The 23,603-nt window shown below is 67.3% G+C and carries 21 protein-coding genes; 9 read left to right on the top strand and 12 right to left on the bottom strand.

All coding sequences use genetic code 11. The features are described from left to right. The first annotated feature begins 99 nt into the window (after positions 1-99). Complete coding sequence (locus ACZ7SW_RS38990) at positions 100-1,119, top strand: aldo/keto reductase (RefSeq protein WP_470235386.1); 1,020 nt, start codon at positions 100-102, stop codon at positions 1,117-1,119. A gap of 86 nt (positions 1,120-1,205) precedes the next feature. Here ACZ7SW_RS38990 and ACZ7SW_RS38985 read toward each other — a convergent pair whose 3' ends face one another. Further along, complete coding sequence (locus tag ACZ7SW_RS38985; RefSeq protein ID WP_470235385.1) at positions 1,206-2,393, bottom strand: winged helix DNA-binding domain-containing protein; 1,188 nt, start codon at positions 2,391-2,393, stop codon at positions 1,206-1,208. A 106-nt stretch (positions 2,394-2,499) separates the two neighbouring features. Here ACZ7SW_RS38985 and ACZ7SW_RS38980 point away from each other — a divergent pair, with 106 nt between their 5' ends. After that, complete coding sequence (locus tag ACZ7SW_RS38980) at positions 2,500-2,946, top strand: VOC family protein (RefSeq protein WP_470235384.1); 447 nt, start codon at positions 2,500-2,502, stop codon at positions 2,944-2,946. A 46-nt stretch (positions 2,947-2,992) separates the two neighbouring features. Here the strand turns inward: ACZ7SW_RS38980 and ACZ7SW_RS38975 are convergent, their stop codons facing one another. Next, positions 2,993-4,423 carry an FAD-binding oxidoreductase gene (locus tag ACZ7SW_RS38975; RefSeq protein WP_470235383.1) on the bottom strand — a complete coding sequence of 477 codons (1,431 nt, stop codon included), beginning with the start codon at positions 4,421-4,423 and terminating at the stop codon, positions 2,993-2,995. 213 nt (positions 4,424-4,636) lie between these two features. Here ACZ7SW_RS38975 and ACZ7SW_RS38970 point away from each other — a divergent pair, with 213 nt between their 5' ends. Both ACZ7SW_RS38970 and ACZ7SW_RS38965 read left to right on the top strand, forming a co-directional pair. Further along, positions 4,637-5,974: an MFS transporter gene (locus tag ACZ7SW_RS38970; RefSeq protein ID WP_470235382.1), complete on the top strand. Its 1,338-nt coding sequence runs from the start codon at positions 4,637-4,639 to the stop codon at positions 5,972-5,974. Next, positions 5,971-7,554, top strand: coding sequence for a N,N-dimethylformamidase beta subunit family domain-containing protein (locus ACZ7SW_RS38965; RefSeq protein WP_470235381.1), 1,584 nt, complete (start codon positions 5,971-5,973; stop codon positions 7,552-7,554). Before ACZ7SW_RS38970 ends, ACZ7SW_RS38965 begins: the two co-directional genes overlap by 4 nt. Here ACZ7SW_RS38965 and ACZ7SW_RS38960 read toward each other — a convergent pair. From ACZ7SW_RS38960 to ACZ7SW_RS38945, 4 genes are read right to left on the bottom strand one after another with little or no spacing between them, the layout of a single operon-like run. Beyond that, a complete protein-coding gene (locus ACZ7SW_RS38960) occupies positions 7,538-8,650 on the bottom strand; it encodes a mandelate racemase/muconate lactonizing enzyme family protein (RefSeq protein ID WP_470235380.1) in 1,113 nt (370 codons plus the stop codon). The two genes, ACZ7SW_RS38965 and ACZ7SW_RS38960, sit on opposite strands and share 17 nt — an antisense overlap. After that, a complete protein-coding gene (locus ACZ7SW_RS38955; protein WP_470235379.1) occupies positions 8,647-9,549 on the bottom strand; it encodes a dihydrodipicolinate synthase family protein in 903 nt (300 codons plus the stop codon). The genes ACZ7SW_RS38960 and ACZ7SW_RS38955 overlap by 4 nt, the downstream gene beginning before the upstream one ends. Continuing rightward, the gene (locus ACZ7SW_RS38950) at positions 9,546-10,424 is read right to left on the bottom strand and encodes an amidohydrolase family protein (RefSeq protein ID WP_470235378.1); all 879 of its coding nucleotides are present in this window, start codon (positions 10,422-10,424) and stop codon (positions 9,546-9,548) included. Before ACZ7SW_RS38950 ends, ACZ7SW_RS38955 begins: the two co-directional genes overlap by 4 nt. A 4-nt stretch (positions 10,425-10,428) precedes the next feature. Then, a complete protein-coding gene (locus ACZ7SW_RS38945) occupies positions 10,429-11,154 on the bottom strand; it encodes a creatininase family protein (RefSeq protein WP_470235377.1) in 726 nt (241 codons plus the stop codon). Between the two features lie 429 nt (positions 11,155-11,583). Here ACZ7SW_RS38945 and ACZ7SW_RS38940 point away from each other — a divergent pair, with 429 nt between their 5' ends. Continuing rightward, complete coding sequence (locus ACZ7SW_RS38940; protein WP_470235376.1) at positions 11,584-11,964, top strand: hypothetical protein; 381 nt, start codon at positions 11,584-11,586, stop codon at positions 11,962-11,964. Positions 11,965-12,000: 36 nt separating this feature from the next. On the opposite strand, the gene ACZ7SW_RS38935 is transcribed toward ACZ7SW_RS38940, so the two are convergent. Continuing rightward, a complete protein-coding gene (locus ACZ7SW_RS38935; RefSeq protein ID WP_470235375.1) occupies positions 12,001-12,783 on the bottom strand; it encodes an IclR family transcriptional regulator in 783 nt (260 codons plus the stop codon). A 54-nt stretch (positions 12,784-12,837) separates the two neighbouring features. Beyond that, a complete protein-coding gene (locus tag ACZ7SW_RS38930) occupies positions 12,838-13,281 on the bottom strand; it encodes a MarR family winged helix-turn-helix transcriptional regulator (RefSeq protein WP_470235374.1) in 444 nt (147 codons plus the stop codon). A gap of 68 nt (positions 13,282-13,349) precedes the next feature. On the opposite strand from ACZ7SW_RS38930, the gene ACZ7SW_RS38925 reads away from it, so the two are divergent. The 3 genes from ACZ7SW_RS38925 to ACZ7SW_RS38915 are packed head-to-tail and all read left to right on the top strand — an operon-like array spanning position 13,350 to position 18,026. After that, a complete protein-coding gene (locus tag ACZ7SW_RS38925; protein ID WP_470235373.1) occupies positions 13,350-14,585 on the top strand; it encodes an amidohydrolase family protein in 1,236 nt (411 codons plus the stop codon). Then, positions 14,582-15,142 (top strand): GNAT family N-acetyltransferase, encoded by a 561-nt coding sequence (locus ACZ7SW_RS38920; RefSeq protein WP_470235372.1) that lies wholly within the window; start codon positions 14,582-14,584, stop codon positions 15,140-15,142. Before ACZ7SW_RS38925 ends, ACZ7SW_RS38920 begins: the two co-directional genes overlap by 4 nt. 43 nt (positions 15,143-15,185) lie before the next feature. Continuing rightward, positions 15,186-18,026: an AfsR/SARP family transcriptional regulator gene (locus ACZ7SW_RS38915; protein WP_470235371.1), complete on the top strand. Its 2,841-nt coding sequence runs from the start codon at positions 15,186-15,188 to the stop codon at positions 18,024-18,026. A 124-nt stretch (positions 18,027-18,150) separates the two neighbouring features. On the opposite strand, the gene ACZ7SW_RS38910 is transcribed toward ACZ7SW_RS38915, so the two are convergent. Then, complete coding sequence (locus tag ACZ7SW_RS38910; protein WP_470235370.1) at positions 18,151-18,726, bottom strand: YceI family protein; 576 nt, start codon at positions 18,724-18,726, stop codon at positions 18,151-18,153. A 23-nt stretch (positions 18,727-18,749) separates the two neighbouring features. Continuing rightward, complete coding sequence (locus ACZ7SW_RS38905) at positions 18,750-19,079, bottom strand: rhodanese-like domain-containing protein (protein WP_470235369.1); 330 nt, start codon at positions 19,077-19,079, stop codon at positions 18,750-18,752. Between the two features lie 83 nt (positions 19,080-19,162). Between ACZ7SW_RS38905 and ACZ7SW_RS38900 the strand changes: the two genes are divergently transcribed. Next, positions 19,163-19,618, top strand: coding sequence for a MarR family winged helix-turn-helix transcriptional regulator (locus ACZ7SW_RS38900; protein WP_470235368.1), 456 nt, complete (start codon positions 19,163-19,165; stop codon positions 19,616-19,618). Positions 19,619-19,854: 236 nt separating this feature from the next. On the opposite strand, the gene ACZ7SW_RS38895 is transcribed toward ACZ7SW_RS38900, so the two are convergent. Both ACZ7SW_RS38895 and ACZ7SW_RS38890 read right to left on the bottom strand, forming a co-directional pair. After that, positions 19,855-22,287, bottom strand: coding sequence for an RICIN domain-containing protein (locus ACZ7SW_RS38895; protein ID WP_470235367.1), 2,433 nt, complete (start codon positions 22,285-22,287; stop codon positions 19,855-19,857). 342 nt (positions 22,288-22,629) lie between these two features. Further along, positions 22,630-23,382, bottom strand: coding sequence for a TylF/MycF family methyltransferase (locus ACZ7SW_RS38890; protein ID WP_470235366.1), 753 nt, complete (start codon positions 23,380-23,382; stop codon positions 22,630-22,632). Positions 23,383-23,603: the final 221 nt, after the last annotated feature.

The raw sequence follows: 23,603 nt of genomic DNA, 5'->3' as shown, positions 1-23,603 counted from the left end.
ACCAGGCCGTTCTTTCCTAAGACGTCGAACGTCTGGAGCCAAACAGGCCTCAGCCACGAGCTGGAAGAACTACCCCTACTACCGATTAGGAACCGGCACATGCAGATGCGGCTTTTAGGGCGGACCGGGATCAAGGTCAGCGTCTATTGCCTTGGCACGATGAAATTCGGGAAGATCGGCAACCCCGATCACGGCGAGTGCGCCCGGATGGTGCACCGGGCGCTCGATTCTGGGATCAACTTCGTTGACACCGCTGACGTTTACGGGCCCGATGGGGAGTCCGAGGAGATCCTCGGCGCGGCATTGAAGGGCCGCCGCGACGACGTGGTGGTGGCCACGAAGGTGAACGGCTCGATGGGCCCGGGTCGCGGTGGAAGCTCCCGGCGCTGGATCGTCGCGGAGATCGAACAGTCGTTGCGGCGCCTGCGAACCGACCATGTTGATCTCTACCAGCTCCACCACCCCGATCCCGACACCGATCTGGAGGAAACCCTCTCCGCGCTGACCGACCTGGTGCGCAGCGGCAAGGTGCGCGCGGTCGGGTCCTCGAACTTCCCGGCGTCCGGGATCGTCGAAGCCCAATGGGTGTCCGACCGCGCGGGCCTGGCCCGGCTGCGGACCGAACAGCCGACGTACTCGCTGCTCAACCGGGGAATCGAGAGCGAGATCCTGCCGGTGTGCCGCCGGTACGGCATGGGAGTCCTGGTGTGGAGCCCGCTCGCGATGGGCCTGCTGACCGGCCGCTACCGGCCCGGCCCCGGTGGCGAGCAGCCTCGGGAAGCGCAGCTGCGTTTCGTCCCGCGCCACATGACCGACGAACGCAAACACGCGGCGGTCGAACGGTTCGCGCTGCTTGCCGAGGAAGCCGGGATTTCGCTGACGCGTCTGGCGCTGGCGTTCGCGGTCAACCATCCGGGTGTGACGTCCGCGATCATCGGCCCCCGGACGTTGCCGCAGCTCGACGACCTGCTGGCTGGTGCTGATACCCGGCTGGACGGGGATCTGCTGGACCGGATCGACGAGATCGTCGCGCCGGGTGCGGATGTGGGGCCGATCGATGTGTCGTATGTTCCGAGGTCGCTTATCGAGCCGAGGTTGCGTCGGCGGGTGCTCGGCTGACCCGCCCGCGAACCAACGGCGATACATACCCTGTCGCGACCACCTCCCCGTCAAACCAGGCGGTGCGGGCCGGATCCCGCCGTCGCTTACCGATCCGAGGCTCCGTCGGCAGGACCTCGGCTGACCCGCCCGCGAACCAACGGCGATACATACCCCGTCGCGACCACCTCCCCGCCAAACCACGCGGTGAGCCTCGCAGCCTCCACATCCAACGCCCTCGCCGCAGCCCCCGGCAACGGATCGATCGGCACAACCTCCACCACCCCGTCCGGCCGCTGCGTCCACGTCCCGACGATCCGCCCGTTCCACCACGCGGTCGGACCGGCGTTGCCCGCGCCGTCGAAGAGGTGCGGGCCGTGGCCGCCCAGGTAGAAGTCGCGGCGGCGCCAGCCCATGGTCGTCGGGTCGAGGGTCGGGAGGAGGGCCGCCCAGTCCCCGCCGAGGCGGACCTCTTCCTCGTCGGCGGGATGCAGCCACGCCGGGGTTCCGTCCTCCAGCAGTGCAGGTGTCGCGCCGACGTCGTCCAGCGCCCGGCGGACCGCGGTTTTCGTCGCGCCTAGCCACCACACCAGGTCGTCCTCCGTCCCCGGCCCGAACGACCACAGCCACCGCCGCACCAGTTCCCGGTAGCCCTCCCGTTCGTCCAGGACGCCCGGGTCCTCGCCGAGCCACTCCTCAACGGCCGTCCACACTGGACGCGACGTCTGCCAGCTTCCGGCGTTGTCCCCGCGGACCACCGAACCGCTGGCCGCGAGCGCGGAGAGCACGCGGGACCCCACGGGAGCGAGAACGGTGGGCCGTCCTTCGGCAGCGATCCGCGTGCTCAGCGAGGGAACGCGAGCGCGTAACTGTGCAGCGGTGCCAGGTTCTTCGCGGATCGCCGCGAGAGCCTCGGCGCACCGGTTCGAGACCCACCCCGGGCCATCGTCGATCCCGGCCAGCTCGGCGTCTTTCGCCAGCCGTGCGGTCAGTTGCCGAACGACCCGAGCCGACGCGCTTCCCCTTGCCGCAGCGAACAAATCGACTGGAAACGCGAAGACGGTCCGGCGCATCGCCAGCTGCCGCACCACAGTCCGTCGGCCGAACAATGCGTCCGAAATGGACTCTCGGTCGGCGCGGGAACGGGCGTACGCGGACAGATAGATGCTGCTGGCCTCGGTGGCGTGCAAGCACGTGACCGCGCGGACGGCGGCCTCCACTCCGGGCGCGGCGGTCGCCAGTGCGTGCCGCAGCCCGATGCGGTCCCGTCGCTCGTCGTCGGTCATCTTTCGCATGGTTTCGATCATGCCCGAAGTAGCGGCCACTGCCTGACCGCTACTGCTGCGAGTCTCGGTTCCAGCGCGGGAACGAGTCCGGCGCGGGAAACGAGGAGTCGAAATCATGGCAGTGCACGCCGTCGCCCACTTGAACTTCCGGGGCGAGGCCAGGGAGGCGCTCGAGTTCTACCGGTCGGTGTTCGGCGGGGAGACCCGGATCGCCACCTACGGCGACTTCGGCATGCCGAAGGACGCGCCCGGCGCGGACCGCGTGGTGTTCGGTCAGGTCGTCGGCGAGAACGGGTTCCAGGTGATGGCCTACGACGTGCCCGGCGTCGCCGCCGCCGCGCCGGTCGGCGAGACCACCCGCGAGAACGGCATGACCGTCACCACGGAGAAGTTCTTCCTGTCCGTCAGCGGCGATTCCGTCGACGAGGCAGGCGAGTTCTGGAAGAAGCTGTCCGAGGACGCGACGGTCATCGAGCCGTTCGGCCCGTCCCAGTGGGCCCCGGCGTTCGGCATGCTCCGGGACCGCTTCGGGGTCACCTGGATCCTGCAGGTCGCCGCGTAGCCCGCCGGTCTGCGGCCGGAGTCCTGCGCCGGCCGCAGACCGGCTTTCACACCGGGCGCGGCGAGAGACCCTGCTCGAACGCGAGCACCCCACTCGGGTCGTACTTCGCCGCTACCGCCCGGAGCGTCCCGAGATTCACCCCGTAGTACGCGGTGGCCCAATCCTTCTGGTCGTCGTTGAGGTAGTTGACGTAAGCGCCGCCGGTGGCGAATTTCGCCAGCCGCGCTTGGACGTCGTTCACTTCGTGCTTCGCGGTCTCCCGGTCGACGCCGGGGTCGGCACTGAGATAGACCTGCACGTCGCCGAAAACGCCGCGGTGGGCGAACGCGGTGTCGGTGGGGCGGACGTCGGAGACCGCCGCGTCGAGCGGGTTCACTTCCAGCGCGATCTTGGTCTCGCCGGTGACGAGCGCGCTCAGTTGCGCCGGATCGGCTTTTCGCGCCAGCACCCGGGAGGCGGCCATGAACCGGCGCCGCCCCAGGCTTCCGGACCAGAAATCCATCGCACCGAGATAGTCGGTCTCCTGAAAACCGCTGACAGTGCCCTTGACCCCGGCCCGGCGTTCCAGATCGGCGATGAGCTCGCGCGCCCGCTGTTCGCCGCCGAGGAGGCAGCCGGGCACGCCCGCGGCCGGGTTCGGGCCGCCGAGCACCGAGATGTTCGACCAGAATTCCCTTGGCGCGGCGGTGATCCAGTCCTGCCAGGCACCGTAGACGTCGGTGCCCGATCCTTCGGGGAAGTTCACCACGAACACCGTGACCCGCGGCGGAGCGGGCACCGTGCGGAAGGTGAATTCCGTGGTGACGCCGAAGTTCCCGCCGCCTCCGCCGGTGAGCGCCCAGCCGAGGTCCGAGCCCGGGTCGACCGAACGCAGCCGCAGATCGCACGGCGTCACCACTTTCGCGCCGGCCAGATGGTCGCAGGTCAGTCCGTGCTTCCGCATCAGAACGCCGATTCCGCCGCCGAGCGCGAGCCCGGCGATGCCGACCGAACCGCAGGTTCCGCCCGGCAGCGCGCGGCCTTCGGCGGCCAGCGCGTGATAGACGTCGATCAGTCGCGTGCCGGCGCCGACGACCGCGGTGCCGTTCCGGCGGACCTCCACGCGGTTCATCAGCTTGAGGTCCGCGACCAATCCGTCGCCCGGAGTGGAATATGCGACATAACTGTGGCCGCCGCTGCGGGCGGCGAACTTGATTTTGTTTTCCGCGGCGAAAGCCAGGCACTTCCGGACGTCGTCGGCGTCGACGCACCGGGCGATCGCAGGCGGGTAGCGGTCGTCGTAAAGGATGTTGAACGGCGGCCGGATTTCCTCGTAGCCAGCGTGATTTCGCTGCAGCAGCGCACCGTGCAGCCGTTTGCGCAACGCGCCCCAGTCCGGCTCCTTTTCAGCGGCCTCCGCAACGGTTCCGGTCCCGACCACGGCCGTGCCCGCCGCGACCGCGGACAACTGCAAAAGACGACGACGGCTCAACGTCATGGTCGACCCCTCCACGGCTCGGCGGCCCGCTGCTCGCACTGCGGAAACCCGCCGGCGCCCGCCCGAGATTCCCCTTGTCCGACGCCGCCAGCATAGACTAATCTTTCCGAAATAGAAGACGTATCTACGGTATCTCGTAAATACGTGATTCGGGGTTGTCGGGTCGAGGTCGACCGGCCTTGATCCGCCATCGGATCAGGAGGTGCGGGCGTCATGGGCGCGGACAGCTCTCACTCAGACAGCTCCGGATCGACGCGCTCGGCGCGCCGGTCCGCGGTGCTGGCTTCCAGTATCGGCACGCTGCTCGAGTACTACGACTATTACCTGTTCGGCCTAGCCGCCGCAGTGGTGTTCCCGGCTGTGTTCTTCCCGTCCGCGGACCCGCTCACCGGACAGCTGTCGTCGTTCGCCACCTTCGCCGTCGGGTTCGTGCTGCGTCCGGTCGGCGGCGTCGTGATCGGCCATCTCGCGGACCGGTTCGGCCGGAAGAGCGCCTTGATCCTCACCATCGTGCTGATGGGGATCGCCACGATTCTCATCGGCGCGCTGCCCGGATACCGCCAGATCGGCGTCGCGGCCCCGATTCTGCTCGTCCTCCTGCGGTTGCTGCAGGGCTTCTCGACCGGCGGCGAAATGGGCGGCGCGATCTCGCTGGCCGTCGAGCACGCCCCGCCGCGCAAACGCGGTCTCTACGGTGCGCTGCTCCTTTCCGGGGCAGGCGTCGCGCTGCTCATTTCCTCCGGTTTGATGGCGTTGTTCGCGACGCTTCCCGAACGGGACTTCCTGGCCTGGGGCTGGCGGATCCCGTTCCTGCTGAGCTTCGTGCTGCTGGTCGCGGGTTTGATCATCCGGCTTCGAGTGGGCGAAACGCCGGAGTTTGAACGCGCCCGCGAGAAGGATTCCGGATCGCGCATTCCACTGGTCGCTGTACTGCGGCGTCCGCGCAATTTGATCTACGGCGTTCTGTTCGGTTTCGCCAACAGCATCGGCGGCTATGTCATCACCACGTATGGCGCGTCGTACATCAAAAAAGATCTCGGCATGCCCGCGTCGGTGGCGCTCACCGCGACAATGGTCGCCGCCGGGGCACAGATCATTCTCGCGCCGACCTGGGGCGCGCTGTCGGACCGGATCGGCCGGAAGCCGGTGTTCCTCGGCGGCTGCGCCGGGCTCGCGGTGGTGATCTTCCCGGTGTTCTGGCTGTTCGAGACGAAGAACCCGGTCCTCGTGGCGGTCGCGATGGTGCTGGGCTTCTCGGTGTTCGTGATGGCGATGTCCGCGCTGTCCCAGACGATTCTGTCCGAATTGTTCGACACCCGCTCGCGCGTCACCGGCGTCAACCTGGGATATCAGCTCACCGCGGTGCTCGGCGGCGGGTTCGCGCCGTACCTCAGCGCGTGGCTGGTCGGCGCGACCGGCGCGGTGTGGGGCGTCGGCATTTACGTGATCGCCGGCTGCGTGCTCAGCGCGGTCGCGATGCTGATGTTGCCCGAACGCTCCGGGCAACCGTTGCCGGAGCCGGCTGTCGAACCGAAAGCCGCGACGGTATGACCTTGCTGGGATATGTCAGCGACGAACGCTACCTCGCGTTGCCCGACGCGACCGTCGAGATTAGCGACCACCGGTCGCACTGGACCGCGCGCTCCACCGCGACCGGCGCGATCCACGCCGACGTCCCGCCCGGCGACTACCGCGTCACCCTCGCCAAGGACGGCTACGGAGCCAAACACGTCGACGTCGCGCTCGGTTCTGGCGAACCGCGCCAGTTCCGGCTGCTGTCCGACCAGATTTTCGGCTATATCTGGCCGAAATGGGCGCGCAGCGGCGACGAGGGGGAGTTCCGGATCCACAGCCCCGAGCCGTACCGGCTGAGCCTGTGGCGACACGGCGCGGCGGCCGAGGAGACGGCGCTGATCGGCTGGTTCGACGAACACGCGCCGCGCGCGACCGTGCAGGTGACACCAGACGGCGACTACACGCGAACCGGCGTGCGGTTCAACGAAAAAGGCTACGTCGATCCGTCGCACCGGCAATACGTCACGGCTCCGGATCGCAGCGGCCTGTACTACTTTCACGTCGAAGGGGAGTCCGGAGCCCGATTTTCCTTTCCCTGGGTGGTCGCGCCGCGCCAGCCGACCGCGCCGCTCGCCGTGGTCGCCTCCACGAACACCTGGAACGCCTACAACAATTTCGGCGGCCGCAGCAACTACATCAACGCCTCCGGACTGCCGTCGGCACCAGTTTTGGTGCCCCGCTTGGAAATGCCCCGCTATCTCGAATCCAGCTTCAGCGAACACGCGCTGCCGGACGACGCGTACCCGCCGCTGTCCTTCGAACGCCCGGAACCGCTGAACCAGCTCAGTGCAGCCGACCAGCCGGAGGACCCGATCCGCGGAAGGCAGCCGTGTCACCTGGCGGCCGCGGAATGGCGGCTGCTCAGCTGGCTGGAACGCAACGGCTACGAGTACGACCTCTATTCCGACGCACACCTGCACGACGGCACCCTGCCTCTCAACAGTTACCGCGCGCTGGTCCTGAGCACCCATCCGGAATATTGGACCCGCGAGATGTACACCGTCGTCTATTCCTGGGTGCACGACCGCGGCGGAAAGCTGGCCAACTTCGGCGGCAATGTCGCCGACTGCGAAGTGGCCTTCACCGCTGACGCGCTGCAATTTCGTACCCAGGCCATCGAGACCGGTCCCTATGAGAGCCGGATGCACCGCACGTTCCGGCCGACGTCGGAGCTGTTCGGCGTGGTGTTCACCAGTGCGGGCGCGATGACCGGCGCACCATACGAGGTGCTCGACCCCGGCCACTGGGCTTTCCGCGGCACCGGACTGGACAAAGGGGACCGGTTCGGCGTTCGGAGCCTGCACGAACGATGCCCTGGCGGTGCTTCCGGCCACGAAACCGACAAGACCGGCCCGCACAGTCCACAAGGGACTCACGTACTCGCGCGCGGCCTCAACCCTGGCGACGGCGGCGGCGAGATCGCGTGTTACGCAACGGCCAGCGGCGGCGAGGCGTTCTCGGTCGGCTCGATTGCCTGGACCTCCGCGGTACTGGTGGACGACGGCGTCTCCGCGGTGACCGCGAACGTGCTCGACCGGTTCATCGGACGCTCCTGAACCCGGCGGCGATGTCGTCGGCCACCTCGACGCCGAGGCCAGGTGCGTCGCCGAGCCGGACCTTCTGGCCGTCGCTGTTCAACGGCGTCTTGAGGATGTCGCGCTCGTAATAGTGCGCGCCGATAATGTCGGAGGGAATCCGAGTCGACAGCCCCGGTGCGGCACACGCGGCGTGCAACTGGGCCGCCGCGCCGATGCCCAGCTCCCCATTGGACCCGAGCACCACGTCCAGTCCGAACGCGTTCGCGAGGTGCGCCATCGACACCACTCGGCCCGGCCCGCTCGCCTTGCCGATGTACAGGCTGACCGCGTCCGCCGCTTCGGCTCGGATCACGGACACGAGATCGTCCATGCCGAACACACTTTCATCCGCCACAATGGACAGACCGCGCCCGCGCAGGTTTCGCATCGCGGCAAGATCTCCAGGTGCCACCGGCTGCTCGAAAAACGCCGGGTTATGTTCGTGCAGCAACTCGATTGCCCGGGCCGCGCCCGCAGGCCGGTAGCCGCCGTTCGCGTCGAGACCGAGGAACGTATCCGCCCCGACGAGCGCGCGGGCCTCTGCGAGCCGACGTGCGTCCTCCTCGGGATCGAAGCCGATCTTCAGCTTGTAGCTGCGAAAACCCGCCTCGAATGCCGCCTGGTAGACGTCCTGGAGTCGTTGCCCGCTGCCGCTGAGCGAGCATTTCACCGGCACTTTGGTCCTTAATGGACCACCGAGTGCCACCGCGAGCGGGACGCCGAGCGTGCGTGCGTACGCGTCCCACAACGCCGTCGAGATCCCGGCTTTGGTGAACGGCGCACCGGCCGCCGCGTGGTCCATGCGCCGCTCAAGATCGGCGACCGGGACGAGCGGCCGGCCGAGTATCGCCGGAGCGAGGGCCTTTCTGATGAGGTATTCCGCCGTACCAGCGTCTTCGCCACTCCACTGAAGCGTCGCGCTGACCTCGCCTAGGCCGGTCGCACCGTCCGAAGTGGTCACCCGGACCAGTAAGAAGTCGGAACGATCATGCGTCCCGCGAGCCCCGGCCACGACGAGTTCCGGCCGCACGACCGGACTGATCGCGACGACCTCGATGTCTTCGACCGTATTCACAGAAACTCACGGAACTCCGCTAGAAACCGGTCGATCATCCGGATGTCTTCGGCGTCGAGCCGGTGCGCGGGCGCGCGACAGTACGGACTGGTGATCAGCCCACGACGTACCGAAATCAGCTTCTCCGTCGCGATGATCCGCTCGGTGTCCAACATCCAGTAGGAGATGTACGGGAGCAGACTGCGGTGTAGTTCCTCCCCGCCCGCGTCGTCCCCGTTCTCGAACCGCCGCCAGATCTCCACGTAGATCTCGGTGAACGAACATCCCGGCTGTGTCCCGACCGCCCCACGCCGGATCGCGTCCGGCAATTGCACCCCCGCGTACCCCTCGACCGCCGGAATCGGCGGATCCCCAGCGGCCAGCTCGGCGATCAACGGCCCCGGCGGACTGGACTCGACCTTGACCAGTTGCAGATTGGCGTGCTTGGCCGCGATCTTGCGCAGGACGTCCGCATCAAGGCGGGTGCCGGTCTCGGCGGGCGCGTACTGCAACACCGCCGGAGTCGGATCCACCGCGTCAAGCACCTCCCGAATATGCTTGACCAGCGCCTTCCTGGACGGGTGCAGATAATGCGGCGGCAAAAGATTGATCAAATCAGCGCCCGCGGCGACCGCCTCGGTAGCCCGCTTCACCGCAAGCCGGGTCGCATGATCCTGAACCGCGATGATGGCCAAGACATCAGGCCGCAGCGCCGTCTCCGCCAGCAATATCTCAGTGAGGGTCTGCCTTTCGTCCTCCGCCAACTTGTAGAACTCCGACGCGAATCCAGGGAACATCACACTGCCGACCCCGGTCCCGAGCACATGCCGGACCACACGCCGGAATCCGGAAACGTCGATCTCGCCGTCCTCGGTAAAAGGCACCTCGAGAACGGGAGAGACTCCCCGGATCGGCGTCATCGCGATGTCCTCTCCAGGCCAAGCGCGGCGACCGCGTCCGCGTGAATGACTCCCTCGATCAGCTCTGCGGAAATCTTGGGCAACGCCGTGCCCTCGACGATGTTATTGACCCGCCGCATCCCCGCCATCGCCTCCGCGGTCGTGGCGATCGGAAAGTCCGAGCCGAGGAGCAGTTTGTGCGGCACGCCCCACTCCTGCGCCGCGAGCAGCGATTCGTAGCAGACCCAAGGCCGGAGGTAGATCGAGGAGACGTCGGCGTACACGTGCGGATGCTTGCGGATGGTCACCACGGTCTCGCGTCCCCACGGATGTCCCATGTGCGCCATGACGATCCGGAGCTCCGGGAACTGCAGCGCGACCTCGTCGGTGACGAGCGGATACGTGTACCGCAGCGGTGCCTGCCGAATCGGCGATGCCCCCTGGTGGAACAAGATCGGCAACCCGTTCCGCTCGCAGTAACCGTAGAAGTCCAACGCCGGTTGCGACAGCGGGTCGAAGTTCTGGTAATTCGGCCCGAGCTTCACCCCGGCCAGCCCCAGTTCGCGACACCGGTCAGCCTCTTCGAACACGTCGGGCGCGGTCGGATTCACCGACATGAACCCGATCCGCCGCTCGGGATCGTCCGCCGCGAACGCCGCCGTGGCAGTGTTGGTGTCCTCCGCCCGATACGGCAACCCCGTGGCCTCTTCGGGTTTCTCGACGGCGATGTTGAACACAATGGACAGATCAGCCGCCGCAGTGGCTTTGTCGTAGTCGTCCCAGGAATTCGTGGTGACCACCGCTCGGTCGGTGCGCCACCCCTCGTAAACGCGCAGCTCGTCCTCCGGCACCGCGGCCTGGTGGGTCGGAGTGTGCGTGTGCACGTCCACGATCATGGCTTCACAACACCCTCGCCAGCGCCACAAACCGGTCCGCCAGCTCGTTGGTGATCCTATCGAACCACCTGGTGCCCCGACTCTCCGTGGCTAACTGGGGTTGGTCGGTATACCCGTCAATCTCCCGCCAGGCTTTCCTGGAATGGATGTCCACATCAGACACTCGCGCCGTTTTGGGCTTCTCTCTCGCGGCCGTCTCCTGAACGAGTTCCCCATGGACCGCCAGCATCATCGAAGTCTCGAACTCGCCAGCATGCCCAGGAACGATGTCTTCGGACTCGAGGACCCGCCAGTAGTCGGTATGCGCCACCGCAAGCCCATGCCGGGTCGACGCAGCCCCCGCGAACGCGTGGCAGACGCCAGCATTGCCCCCGTGCCCGTTGACAATGACCATCCGCCGCCCGCCCTGAACCGCGATCGACCGCGCCAGATCGTCAAGCACGTGCGACAAGGTCTGGGCCGAAAGGGAAAGCGTGCCGTTGAAGGGAAGATGATGATCCGAAGCCCCGTACGGAAGCGGCGGGGCAAGCAACAACGCCCGCTCGGCCCGCGGTGCCGCCACCTCAGCCGCGCGCTCGCACACGGCAGCCGCGAGAAACGCGTCCGTCCCAGTAGGCAAATGCGGCCCATGCTGCTCGGTCGCGCCGATGGGCACCAAGACAAGCGCCTCGGAAAGCACACCCCGCACCGCGGCGCGGTCGGCCTCCGCCCAGCGCAACAGTGCGCCCACGACGTCTCCCCGATACTCCGGTTGGCCTATCTTCCGGTATTTCGTAGAAGTCTTCCTGATTCAGGAAGATAGTCGATCGACGGAGGAGAAGCAATGCTGTTGCCGAGCCGCAAGAAGCAGCCCGGCCGGACGCGACGCGGCCGGGCTGTAGACGTGCGGTGGAGGCTTACCGGTCGGTCGGATCCTTCAGCACCCGCAACGCGGGCTCCGACCCGTTGGCCGGCCGGGTGATGGCGAACAACCGCTCGCCGTCCGTGGTCCATGCCAGCCCTCGCGGTGCGAGGACCCCGTCGCTTGTGAAGCCCGGTCGCATGTCGCTGACCAGTGGCAGCAAAATGCAGATAAAGAGATGTTGAAATCGTGCAGAGATCACGGATCCGCTGTTTCAGGCCCTGCAGTCCGCGAACATTCGTGTGGCAATAAGATGAGATGAACTGGGATGGCTACGAACCGTATCTTCCGCCGTACGCCCAGCCGCATGCGGAGTTGACGAAGAGGCAGGCGCGTGAGTCGGTGCAGGAGCTGAATGACTGGTTCCGGATAAACGTCGAACGGAATCCGGAACATCTCCGAAATCTCTGGTACGCGGTGGTGAACGACGTGGCCGTGTTTCTAGGAAGCCTTGTTGCCGCCAGGAACCCCAGCTTGCATTTCACGTTTTTTACGGGCGGCAAGCGTGATGTGGCGTTCTATAAACATGTCGTGATGGGATTCAACAAGGTGGCGAACCCGAAGTACAACTTGGATATCGATCGTGTTGTCGCCACCTATGCTTATCGGATCATTGATATGGCTGCTGCTGATGCCTAGGGATGGCGGTTGCTCGCGGTGCGGGCAGTCGAACGCTCACAACACAAACCCCAGCCGCCGTGAAACCTCCTGTCCAACCTGCACCACGCCCCGCGCCGCAGCCTTCCTCTTCTCCCCAACCAACTGCCGCGCAAACCCCGTCACCCCCACGGCCCCGGCTACAGCCCCCTCGGCGTCGAAGAACGGCGCGGCGAGGCAAGCGATCTCAGCCTGCTCCTCCTCGCTCTCAATCGCATACCCATCCGCCCGCACCTTCGCCAGCAACGCCAAGAACTGACCCGCATCAGGGGCAGCGGCCTTAGGTCCAACCCCACGCGAAAGGCGCGACAGCAACGGCTTTAGTTCCGCCTCCGGAAGATGCGCGGCGATCGCCCGGCCAAGCGCAGTCAGGTCGAACGGCGCGACCTTCCCGCGGTAAGTATCGAACTGCACGAACCCGGGCGTAGAAGCCTTGGCCACATAAACGACCGAGGCGTCCTCCAGGATCCCGACATGTGCGGGCATTCCGAGGCTTTCCGCAAGCCGCCGCAGGTCGGCCTGGACCAGGGAGGGCAGGTCGACTTTCCGGATCAGTTCGATGGCCAAGCCGTACAGGCGCAGGGTGGGGCGCCAGAAGTGACTTCGGCCGACGACTCTGCGGACCGCATATCCCCGCTGCTCCAGCGTGTAGGCGATAGACGCGCAGGTGGCGAGCGGTACCCCGGCGGCCTTCGCGAGCGCGGTCAGCGTCAGCGGTTCTTCCGCCCGGACAAGTGCTTCCAGAACGGTCAGCGTCCGGTCCGCGGCCGGCGACGCTGCTTTGCGCGGTGCGTCGCTCATCGGCATCAACCTTTCGGATACCTGTAGTCATCTTCGGAACACGGTAGCGTCCGGTCAGCGACCTGGCTCGATGCGTCCGATCGTCTGGTCCGCCCAGGACCGGATCGCATCGGCCTGTGAGGGGGTCAGCTCATTCAGGAAGTGGCGGCGGATGTTGTCGCCGTGGACCTCCAGGGCCTCCTGAATGACCGAGCGGCCGTGTGCGGTGAGGCTGATTCCGGTGCGCCGGCCGCTCCGTCCGGTGCGGGTCGGGGTGACCAGGTCGCGCGACTCCATCCTGGTCAGCTGGTGTGAGAGGCGGCTCTTTTCCCAGCCGAGGGCTTCGACCAGGTCGGCGACGCGCGCTTCGTGGCCGGGGGTTCGCCACAGGGTCACCAGGACGCTGAACTCGGCCTTCGAGATGCCGCAGGCGCGCTGCAGTCCGCGGTCGAGCTCGCGGGTGAGCAGGCGTTGGGCGCGCACCCAGGCGTTCCACAGTTCCCAGTCGTCGGGGGTCATGAGCGGGAAGCCTACCTGGGGTGTTGACTCATCAACTAGAGTTGATGCATCAACTTTGGGGAGGGCTCATGCGGACGTTGCTCCAGAACGGGATCGTGGTCAGTCTCGATCCGGCGGTGGGAGATCTCCCGCGCGGGGACGTGCTGATCGAGGACGGGCGGATCGCGGCGGTCGGTCCCGCGATCCGAGCCGACGCCGAAGTCGTGGACGCGACGGGCAAGATCGTCCTGCCGGGGTTCGTCGACACGCATCGGCACACCTGGCAGACGGCGTTTCGCGGGCTTGGCGCGGACTGGACGTTCGCCGAGTACCGCGAAACCATGCACGGGAGGCTCAGGCCGCATTACCAGCCGGAGGACGTGTATCTCGGCAATCTGCTGGGACGGCTCGAAGCGCTGAACTCGGGCGTGACGACCTTGCTCGATTGGTTCCACTGTTCCGACCGGCCGGAGAACGCCGACGCGGCGGTCGACGCGCTCCAGGAGGCCCCGGGGAGGTCGATCTTCTGTTACAGCGCGATGGAACCCGCCGACACCGCCCGGGTGCGGAATCGGCTGCCCGGCGACGAGATGGCGTTCGGGCTGCGTGGGCCGATACTGACCACGATGGACACGACAGCCGAGGATGTCGCGCTGGCGAGGGAACTCGGACTGAGGGTGAGCGTGCACATCCACCGCTCGGTGCGCGACTCGATTCCCGAGATGCACGAACGAAAACTGCTTGACGATCGGACGACGATAGTTCACGGCAACGGTCTCACCGACGCTCAGCTGGCGATCCTCGCGGACGCGGGCTGTTCGGTGTCGATCAGCCCGGACGTCGAGGCGAAGATGGGGTTCGGTTGGCCGGAAACCGGACGGCTGCTGGCCGCCGGGATCCGCCCGTCGTTGTCCATTGACGACTGTCCGTCCGCTGGGGGTGACATGTTTTCGGCTATGCGCACGGCGTTTGCCGTGCAACGCGGTCTCGACGGCGGTCTCGTCGCGCGTGACCTGCTCGAATTCGCCACTGTGGACGGTGCCCGGACGTGTGGACGGGAAGACCGGGCGGGCAGCGTCAGTGTCGGGAAGGACGCGGATCTGGTGCTCGTCGACGCGGAGGACCTGTCCGTGTTCCCGGTCGGCGATCCGGTGTCCACAGTGGTCACCGTTGGACATCCGGGGTTGGTGGACAGCGTCTTCGTCGGGGGGAAAGCGGTTAAGCGGGACGGCAGGTTGCTAGGGGTGGATTTGCCGAAGCTCAGGACGCGGTTGCTGGAATCGCGCGAACGGGTCGCGGAGGCGGCCGGATTGGTGGTCGGATGATAGTTCTGGAGACGGATCGGTTGCTGTTGCGGCGGTTTACCGAAGCCGACGTCGAGAATCTGGTCCAGCTCGACAGCGACCCGCAAGTGATGCGGTTCCTGACCGGCGCGCCGACGCCCCGTGCCGAGATCGAACAGAAGGTGCTGCCCGCGGTCCTCGGCGATTACGAACGCGGGCCGGCCGGGCAGTGGGCGGCGATCGAGCGGGCGAGCGGCGAGTTCGTCGGCTGGATTTCCCTGCAGCCGCCCGATGACGGCAGCACGGCGGAGCTGGAACTCGGCTATCGGCTGATGGCGAAGGCCTGGGGACGCGGGTATGCGACGGAAGGCGCCCGTGCGGCGATCCACAAAGGATTCACCGAGCTGGGCACGCGGCGGGTGTGGGCGCAGACGATGGCGGTGAACACCCCGTCGCGGCGAGTGATGGAGCGGGCCGGGCTCACCTACGTGCGCACGTTTCACCTGCATTTCGATGATCCGTTGCCGGGCACGGAACACGGTGAGGTCGAGTACGAGCTGACCCGGGACCAGTGGGCGGCCCGGACAACGTCGCGGTGAGCTGTCCACGAGAGCGTGAAGAGGGCTGACTTAAACTCTCGGTATGCCATCGGGTGCCGCGCGAACCGGCCGGGGAGGGGCGGAGCGCGAGCCCGGGTCCCGGCTGGAGTTCGCCGTGCTCGGGCCGGTCCGCGGCTGGTACGGCGGGCGGCCGCTGGAACTCGGGCCGGTGCTGCGGACGACGATGCTGGTCGCGCTGCTCCTGCGGCCGGACGTGACGGTCAGCCGGGCCGAGCTGGTCGACCGGGTGTGGGGCGAGCGTCCGCCGGAGAGCGACGGCGTGCCCGGCTACATCTACCAGCTGCGGAAATCGCTGGCCGCGGCCGGTGCGGACGCGAAATCGGTGCTGCGGACCGACCCCGGTGGATACCGGTTCGCCGGGGCGGGCGTCGGGGTGGACGCCGTGCGGGTCGAGGAGCTCGCCGCCCGCGCCAAGAAGGCGGCCGCGACCGGTTCGCTCGCCGCGGCGGCGGAGGGCTACGGCCAGGCGCTGGCTTTCTACGAGGGCGTTCCGCTGGCCGGACTGCCCGGCCCGTTCGCCGAACGGGAGCGGCGCCGGTTCGGCGAACGCCGCGTCGGGCTGGTCGAGGGGCGGACGGACGCGCTGATCCGGCTGGGGGACTACGAGTCGGCGATCAGCGAGGTGTCGGCGCTGCTCGCCGAGCATCCGGATCGCGAACCGCTGACCGGGCTGCTCATGCGGGCCTTCTACGGCGCCGGCCGGCAGACCGACGCGCTCGACACCTGGCGCGAGTTCCGCGTCCGGATGCTCGACGAGCTGGGGCTCGAGCCCAGCGAGGACCTGCGTCGCGTGCACGAAGCGGTGCTGCGCGGCGACGACGGCGCGCTCGGTGTCGCGGCTCGGCCAGCTGCCTTGCCCAGGATTCGGGACGAGCTGCCGCACGACGTCGGAGAGCTGGCCGGCCGCGACGACGAACTGGCCCGGCTCGCCTCGCCGGGGAGCGCGGTGTCCGCGGTGGACGGGGTGCCCGGGGCGGGCAAAACGGCGCTGGCGGTGCGCGCGGCCCAGCTGTTGCGCGAGGAACATCCCGACGGGTGCCTGTTCGTCGGGCTGCACGGGCACAGCACCAGCCGCGCCCCGCTCGCGCCGGTGCGGGTGGTGCGCCGGTTGCTGCGTTCGGCGGGGGTCAACGATCAGCACATTCCGGACGACCTGGACGAACTGTCCGCGAACTGGCGCGCCGCGACCGCTCCGCTGCGCTTGGTGCTGGTGCTGGACGACGCCGTCAGCGCCGAACAGGTCCGTCCGCTGCTGCCCGGCGGAACCGGGAACCGGGTGCTGATCACCAGCCGTCGCCGACTGCCCGGTTTGGACGTGGAACGCCGGATTTCCTTGGGGCCGTTGACTTCCGACGCCGCGACCGGCTTGCTGAGCCGGATCGTCGGCCCGGCTCGTGCGGGGCAGGAACGCGAAGCTGTGCGCGAGCTGGCCAGCTTGTGCGGACGGCTTCCGCTTGCTCTGCGCATTGCGGGAGCCCGGCTGCAAAACCGTCCGATGTGGACCTTCCGCGACCTGGCGGACCGGCTCGCCGACGACACCGGCCGCCTCGGCGAACTGACCGCCGAGGAACGCAGCGTCGAGGCCGCGTTCCGGCTGTCCTACGACCAGCTTCCGGCTGACGCGCGACGCGCCTTCCGCACGCTGGGCCGCGCCCCCGCGCCCGAGTTCGACGAACTGGTCCTCGCCGCGATGCTCGGCTGTTCCCGTCGTGCGGCGGAAAAGGTGCTGGAAGACCTGGTCGACGCGAACCTGGTGCAGGCGCCCGCCGCGGGCCGGTACCGGATGCACGACCTGGTCGCGGTCTACGCCCGCCGCCTAGCCGCGGACGAACCCGACGTCGCCAGCGGGCTCGGAGTGTATCTGCAGGCCTGCCGCGTGGCGAGCGAATGGGGCGAACCCGGTTTCCCCAGCGGCCCGGAACTCGCCGAGTCGCCGTTCGGCGGGCTGGTGGACGCTTCGGCCTGGCTGGACCGGGCGGGCGACCTGGTGGAAGTGGTCTCGTCCGCGGTCGCCGCGGGGCACTCCGACTACGCGTGCTGGATCGCCGAAGGCGCCGTCGACTACCTCGTCCGGCGGATCCGGTACCGGGAATGCCTTGCCCTGCTGGAAGTCGCGCTGTCCGAAGTGGACAACGTGGCGGATCGCCGGATGGCGACGGCGCTGCGTTTCGGACTCGGCTGGACGTACCTCGCGCTGGGCGATTCCGTCCAGGCCCGGCGATGGTGCGAAGAAGGTCTGCGAGTCAGCCGCGAAACCGGCGACCGGAGGGAAACGGCGCGGGGGTTGTGCGGGCTGGGAATGGTCATGATGCTCACCGGACCGCTCGACGAAGCGGAACGGGTGCTGAGCGAGGCTCGCACGCTGGCACTTGAAGTGGCGGACGATTGGCTCGTCGAGCGGGCGGTGTCCGGGCTCGGCTACGTGAATTTCAAACAGGGCGATTACGAACGCTCGCTCGCCTGTTTCGCCGAATCGCGGGAAGTCGCGGTCGCGACGGGCAATCCGGCGATGCTGGGCCGGGTCTCCAGCCACATCGGCAGCGTCGCGCTGCATCTCGGCCGCTCGGCGGAAGCGGCGGAACCCTTGCGCGCGGCGGTCGAACTGGCGGAGCGGGTCGAGGATCAACTGTTGCTGGTGAGTTCGCTGTCCAGACTTGGTTCCGCGGAACAGGGTCTGGGGAATTCGGACATCGCGCTCTCGTGTCATCTCCGGGCATTGGGGGCGTTGACGGATCAGATGTCGCCGTGGGCGGAAATCGAGGTCCGGAATCGGCTCGGGGCTTGTCGGCAGGCCCGGGGTGAGGAGGAGGCGGCGCGGGAGCAGTTCGCTCTCGCCGCCGCGGTGGTGACCGAGGCGAACTGAACGATCCGACCGGCCGGGCTGGCTCTCGCTCAACCCGGCCGGTCCACGATTTCCGCGCGGGCAGGGAAATCTGTCGCGCCCGCGAACGAGCAGTCCGCACTGCCCCCGAACCGGGGGTGCGCGCTCAGACGGAACGGATCGCCTCGACCTCGAGGACGAGTTCGATCTCCTTGGAGACGAGCAGGCCGCCCGATTCCAGGACCATATTCCAGACCAGTCCCCAATCCTCGCGGTTGATTTTGCCGCGAGCGGAGAACACCGCGCGGTCGTTTCCCCACGGATCGCGCGCGTGGCCGAGATACTCCACCGCGAGGGTGACCGGACGTGAGACGTCCTTGATGGTCAGGTTTCCGACCATGGTCGCCGTGGTGCCGGTCGCGGTGACCGATACGGATTCGAACGTCGCCCGCGGGTGATGTTCCACATCGAAGAAATCGCCGGACCGAAGATGGTCGTCCCGGGTTTGATCTCCACTGTCCACAGTGGCCGTCTCAATGACCGCGCGCACCGTGGTGTCTTCGATCCGCTCGCCGATTTCCAGCGTGGCGTCCACCCCGGTGAATCGGCCGCGGACCTTGGTGAGCAGGAAGTGCCTGCCCACGAAACCGACCTCGGCGTGCCCAGGGTCGACCTTCCAGGTCCCCGCGGCGGGAAGTTCCGTTCCGGCGACCACGCGGGTAGCCGCTGTTGCGTCTGTCATGCCGGGTTCCGTTCCCTTCTGTCTTAGTTGCCGGATTCGGTCGGCAGTCCGGCGGCGATCCAGTCGGCTTTGCCCTCGTCGTAGTCGAAGACCTGGGTGTAGCCGAGTTCTGCCAGGTGCTTCGCCACGTTGCCCGAGTTCTGGCAAGGCGAGTCGGCGCAGTAGACGATCACCGCGGCGTCCTTGTCCGGCAACAGGGACGGCGCGAGTCTCTCGACGTCGTCGACCGGCAGGTTGAGTGCGCCGGGCAGGTGCGCCTTCGCGTAGTAATCGGCGGGCAGCGCTTCGACGACGATCGCCGCCCCGGCGTCGATCCGCTGCTTGACCTCGTCCCGCGTGATGGGGTTGGCCATCGTTCCTCCTCGAAGGATTTAGGTGCGTCCGCACGCACTCTACTCATTAGGTGCGCCCGCACGCAATGACCTATGCTGGAGGCGTGAGCGACCCGAAGATCGGCCTGGAGGCATGGCGGGCGATGCTGCTCGCGCACAGCGCCGCGGTGCGAGCCATCGAAACCGACGTGCACCGAGGCGGAACCGTGCCCCTGGCCTGGTACGACGTCCTGCTGGAATTGAACGCGGCGGGGAAGAAGGGGCTGCGGATGGCGGAGGTCGCCGACCGGGTGGTGCTCAGCCGGACGAGAGTGAGCCGCCTGGTCGACGAGATGGTGCGCGCCGGTTTGGCGACGAAGCGTCCGGAGCCGGACGACCGCCGGGTCAGCTGGGCGGTGATCACCGACGAGGGCGTCCGCGCGCTGCGCAAGACCGCGCCGGTTTACCTGCGGAGCATCGAGCGGCATTTCTCGGCGCACCTCAGCGACGAGGAGGCCGCGATGATCGGGAAAGCGCTGCTGCGGGTCGCCGAAAGCGGAAAGGCCGCGCGGCTGAATTGATCTCGCGGCCGGTCGAGCGTGATTGCCGTCGTCGGTCAGCGGTGCCGTTGTTCATGCCGCTGGACGACACCGGGCATCATCGCCAGGGCGAATCGCCGTTTTCCCGGGGTAGGCGTTGGCCAGGCCCTCCCGATCGCCGGATCTGGGCTCGGGTCCGGCGACGACAGTCAACCCGTCGCGACCCTGCGCAGACGAACGGTCGAGGAGGGTTGATCGTGCCCCGGGATTTCCAGAAGCTAACGCAACCGCCACAAGTGGTCCGCGGTTCCGTTGTCGCTGAACTGGACCACTTGCGCACTGTCTGCGGTGGACATCCGATCCACGCCGAGGACCTTGCCGGAGTTGCGGTTCACGATGCGGAACCAGCCGTCGCCGTTGTCGATGAGCTGCCAGAGGTGATCGGCGGTTCCGTTGTCGGTGTACTGGACTACTTGGGCGCTGTCCGCAGTGGACATCCGGTCGACGCCGAGCACCTTGCCGGAGTTGCGGTTGCGGATCCGGTACCAGCCGTCGCCGTTGGCGATCAGATGCCAGAGATGGTCGGCGGTTCCGTTATTGCCGAACTGGACCACTTGGGCACTGTCCGCAGTGGACATGCCGTCCACGCCGAGGACCTTGCCGGAGTTGAGATTCGCGATCCGGAACGCGGCACCGCCACCGCCGGGGAGCCACTGGGTGCCGTCGGGCGAGACTGTGGGGAAGGACGTGATCCGCAGCCGGGCCGCGCCCATGGGGATCAGGGTGACTGATTCAACCTCTGCCGTGCTGCGTGCTGGGGAAGGCTGCAAAGGGGTCACGACGTTCTGGTCGTCCGCGGTCCATTCGGTGATTTTCCGGGCAGGCGCGGTGATTCGGACTGGAGAGGTGTCCGGGGTGAAAGGGTTGTCCGGCAACGGCCCACCGGTAGCCGCGAAGGTCATCGCCGAGGCCGCGGTACCGGGGTCGACGGCCAGGCCGTAGTTCCAAGGGGTGGTCGCGTGCACGGCGTACTCCGGGAATTGTGCGGAACCGCCCAGATGCTCGTACTGTTCCCCGATCCGCAGCGAGTACGTCAGCGGACCGTGGTCCACCGACAGGGAATCGTGGTTCGCGGACCAGGATCGCACGGAGGTTCGCTGGGGCAGGGTCAGGGTGACGACGTCGCCGTTTCGCCACGTGCGCTGGACTTTTGTGAAAGCAGGCCCCGCCGGTGCCGCGACCCGCGTGCCTGCCACGGTGAGTTGCGGGGTGGCGCACCACGAAGGAATCCGGAAGTACAACGGGAAACGCAGCTGACGAGGTGTTCGAATGGTGAAGGTGATCGTCTCCGAGAACGGGTAGGCGGTGTCCTCGTCGATGGTTACTGAGGTGCCGTCGCCGACCTTCGCGGTGACGCTGCTCGCCGAGTACATCGACGCGGCGAGGCCCTTGTCCGGAGTGGCCAGCCAGAGTTCCTCGGTGAAATACGGCCAGCCCATGCCGTAGTTGTGCGGGCAGCAGCGGTACTGGTCGACGGCGGGCAGATACGCCTGCATCGCGTAGCCGTTCTGGAACTGGCCTTCGGTCTTGGGCACGTTGTCGAGATCGATGCTGTTCGCGCTGGTGATGTAGTGCACCGCGCGCCCAGCCGGGTCGAGTGCGGCGGGGAGCGAGTTGAAGGCGAGGTCTTCGCAGCGGTCGGCCCAGACTGGGTCTCCGGTCAGTCTGGTGAGCAGTTGATGGCTCGCCATGAACTCGACGATCCCGCAGGTTTCGAAGCCCTGCCTCGGATCGCCGTATCCCGGGCGCGCGTTCTCGTCTCCGGCGAACCCGCCGCCGGCGAATTGGCCGTACGCCGCCATGATCTGGTCGTAGTCCTGATAGGACGCTTGGACCAGCTTCGCGTCGCCGGAGCGCAGCGAGTACTGGGCTGGTTCGCGGAATCCTTGTGCCACATTGACGTTGTGCAGGCTCGGCAGATTGCCGACCCAGTTGGCCCCGTAGCGGTGGATCTTGTCGGCGAGGTCGAGGAGGAACGGGTCGCCGGTGCGATTGAACAGCCAGAAGACGCTGTCGAGGCCGTCGCCCCAGCGCATGTTCAGCCAGTCCGCGTCGAACACGTCGGTGCTTTGCGCGTTCATGTACCGGAAGAACCTGGTCAGCAGCGGGACGATTCGTCCGTCGCCGGTGTACTCCTGCCAGGACCGTAGCGTCTGGAGCATCGGGAGGTACGGCCAGAAGTGCGGCCCGCCCCGGGATCTGGTGCGCAGTTCGTTCGGACCGAAGAATCCGTCGGCCTGCTGGGTGGCGAGGATCGCGTCGATCCAGCGGCCTGCCGAGGCCAGCGCGGTGCTGTCCCCGGTGACGATGGCGAGGTCGACGTACCCGCGCAGCCAGTACGGCAGCTCTTCCCAGCCGCCGCGTTCGGGATGCACCCAGCCGGTGGTGTCGAAGTCGAGGAAGTGCGACGTCTCGGGGTAGTGGCCGCAGAGGCCGTCGAGCTGAAGCCGCAGTTGGCCGGCGAGCCAGCCCCGGGCCCGGACGGCTCCCGGCGGGAGTTTGAGGAACGCGGTGGGCGAGAGCGGGGCGGCGTTGGGCGTGTAGAAGCCGCCGCGTGCGGGCTTGCACGCGGCTTCGGCCGGCCAGGCGGACGCTGCGGTCAGCAGAGTGGCGACGGTCCCGGTGACGAAACGTCTGCGGTTCAGCGGCACGGAGACCAGCCTCCACTCGGGCGTTACAACGTTGTAAAAATACAACTACCCGGTGGTGGTTGTAAAAATACAAGTACCCGGTGGTGCGGCGGCGGACAACCGCCGTTCGTCGTAGCTGCCCGCCAGTCCCGTGCTGTTCGCCCGATCGCTCCCGGCGACAGCGGACCGCGGTTTGTTGCCGGTGTTCGGCCGTTGTGTTTAACTACCGCCAGTGCTGTGGAGCGGGCGTGTTCAACCCCGGCGGAATCGGCACTTGAACAGCGTGCGCCAGCGAAGACGGCGGTGTGACACGCGCTCGCCGGCGAAGACTCGCGCGTGGCATACCTCGCCTCTCAGTGCCGGTCAGGCACCGCGCCGCCAGAACACGCTGTAGTCGTCGATCTCTTCCAGCGGGTCTTCGATGCCCTCGGTTTCCCGGAACTCCTCGACCGCTTTGCGGCAGGCCGGGATCACGTAGTCGTCGATGATCACGAAGCCGCCCGGGGACAGCTTCGGGTGCAGGTTGACCAGTGCGTCCATTGTGGACGAATAGAGGTCGCCGTCGAGCCGCATCACGGCGAGCTTCTCGACCGGCGCGGTGGGCAGCGTGTTCTCGAACCAGCCGGGCAGGAACCGGACCTGGTCGTCGAGCAGGTCGTAGCGCGCGAAGTTCTCCCGCACCGTTTCCATCGAGACGCCGAGCACCTCGTTGGCCTGGTGCAGGGCCATCTCCTGGTCCATCGGATGCCCGTCCGGGCCGGTGTCCGGGATGCCCTCGAAGGAATCGGCGAGCCAGACGCGGCGGTCGGAAACGCCGTGCGCCTTCAGGATCCCGCGCGCGAAGATGCAGACCCCTCCGCGCCAGACGCCGGTTTCGATGAAGTCGCCCGGAACCCCGTCCGCGAGGGCCTGTTCCAGGCAGGAACGGACGTTGCGGATCCGCTTGAGCCCCACCATGGTGTGCGCGGTGCTGGGCCAGTCGAGGCCGTTCTCCCGGTGCTCGCGGGTGAAGGACGTCTCGGGAACCCAGGCGTTCGGAGTGGGGGCGTCGCCGTAGATCATGTTGGTGACCACCTTCTCCAGGAGGTCGAGGTACAGCTGTCCGCTGGCTTCCATTTTCGGTCCTTTCTCGGGGCCGTCGCCGGTTGCCGTCCACGATTGCGACTGAGCGTCGTGGCCGCAAGGCGACGATTGTGCGGACGAGCGGAAGAAGAGATCGACTGCCTTTACGGGCGAGGGGGCGGCACGTAAGCTGCGGAAGATCACGCAAGCCGGGGGAGACTGACGGAAATCGGCATCACGTGCACTGGGGCTGGCGAACTTGACGACGAAATATT

Source organism: Amycolatopsis sp. NPDC114484 (assembly GCF_055633755.1).
The sequence above is the reverse complement of the archived record's forward strand: the minus strand, read 5'-3'. Positions and strand labels throughout refer to the sequence as shown.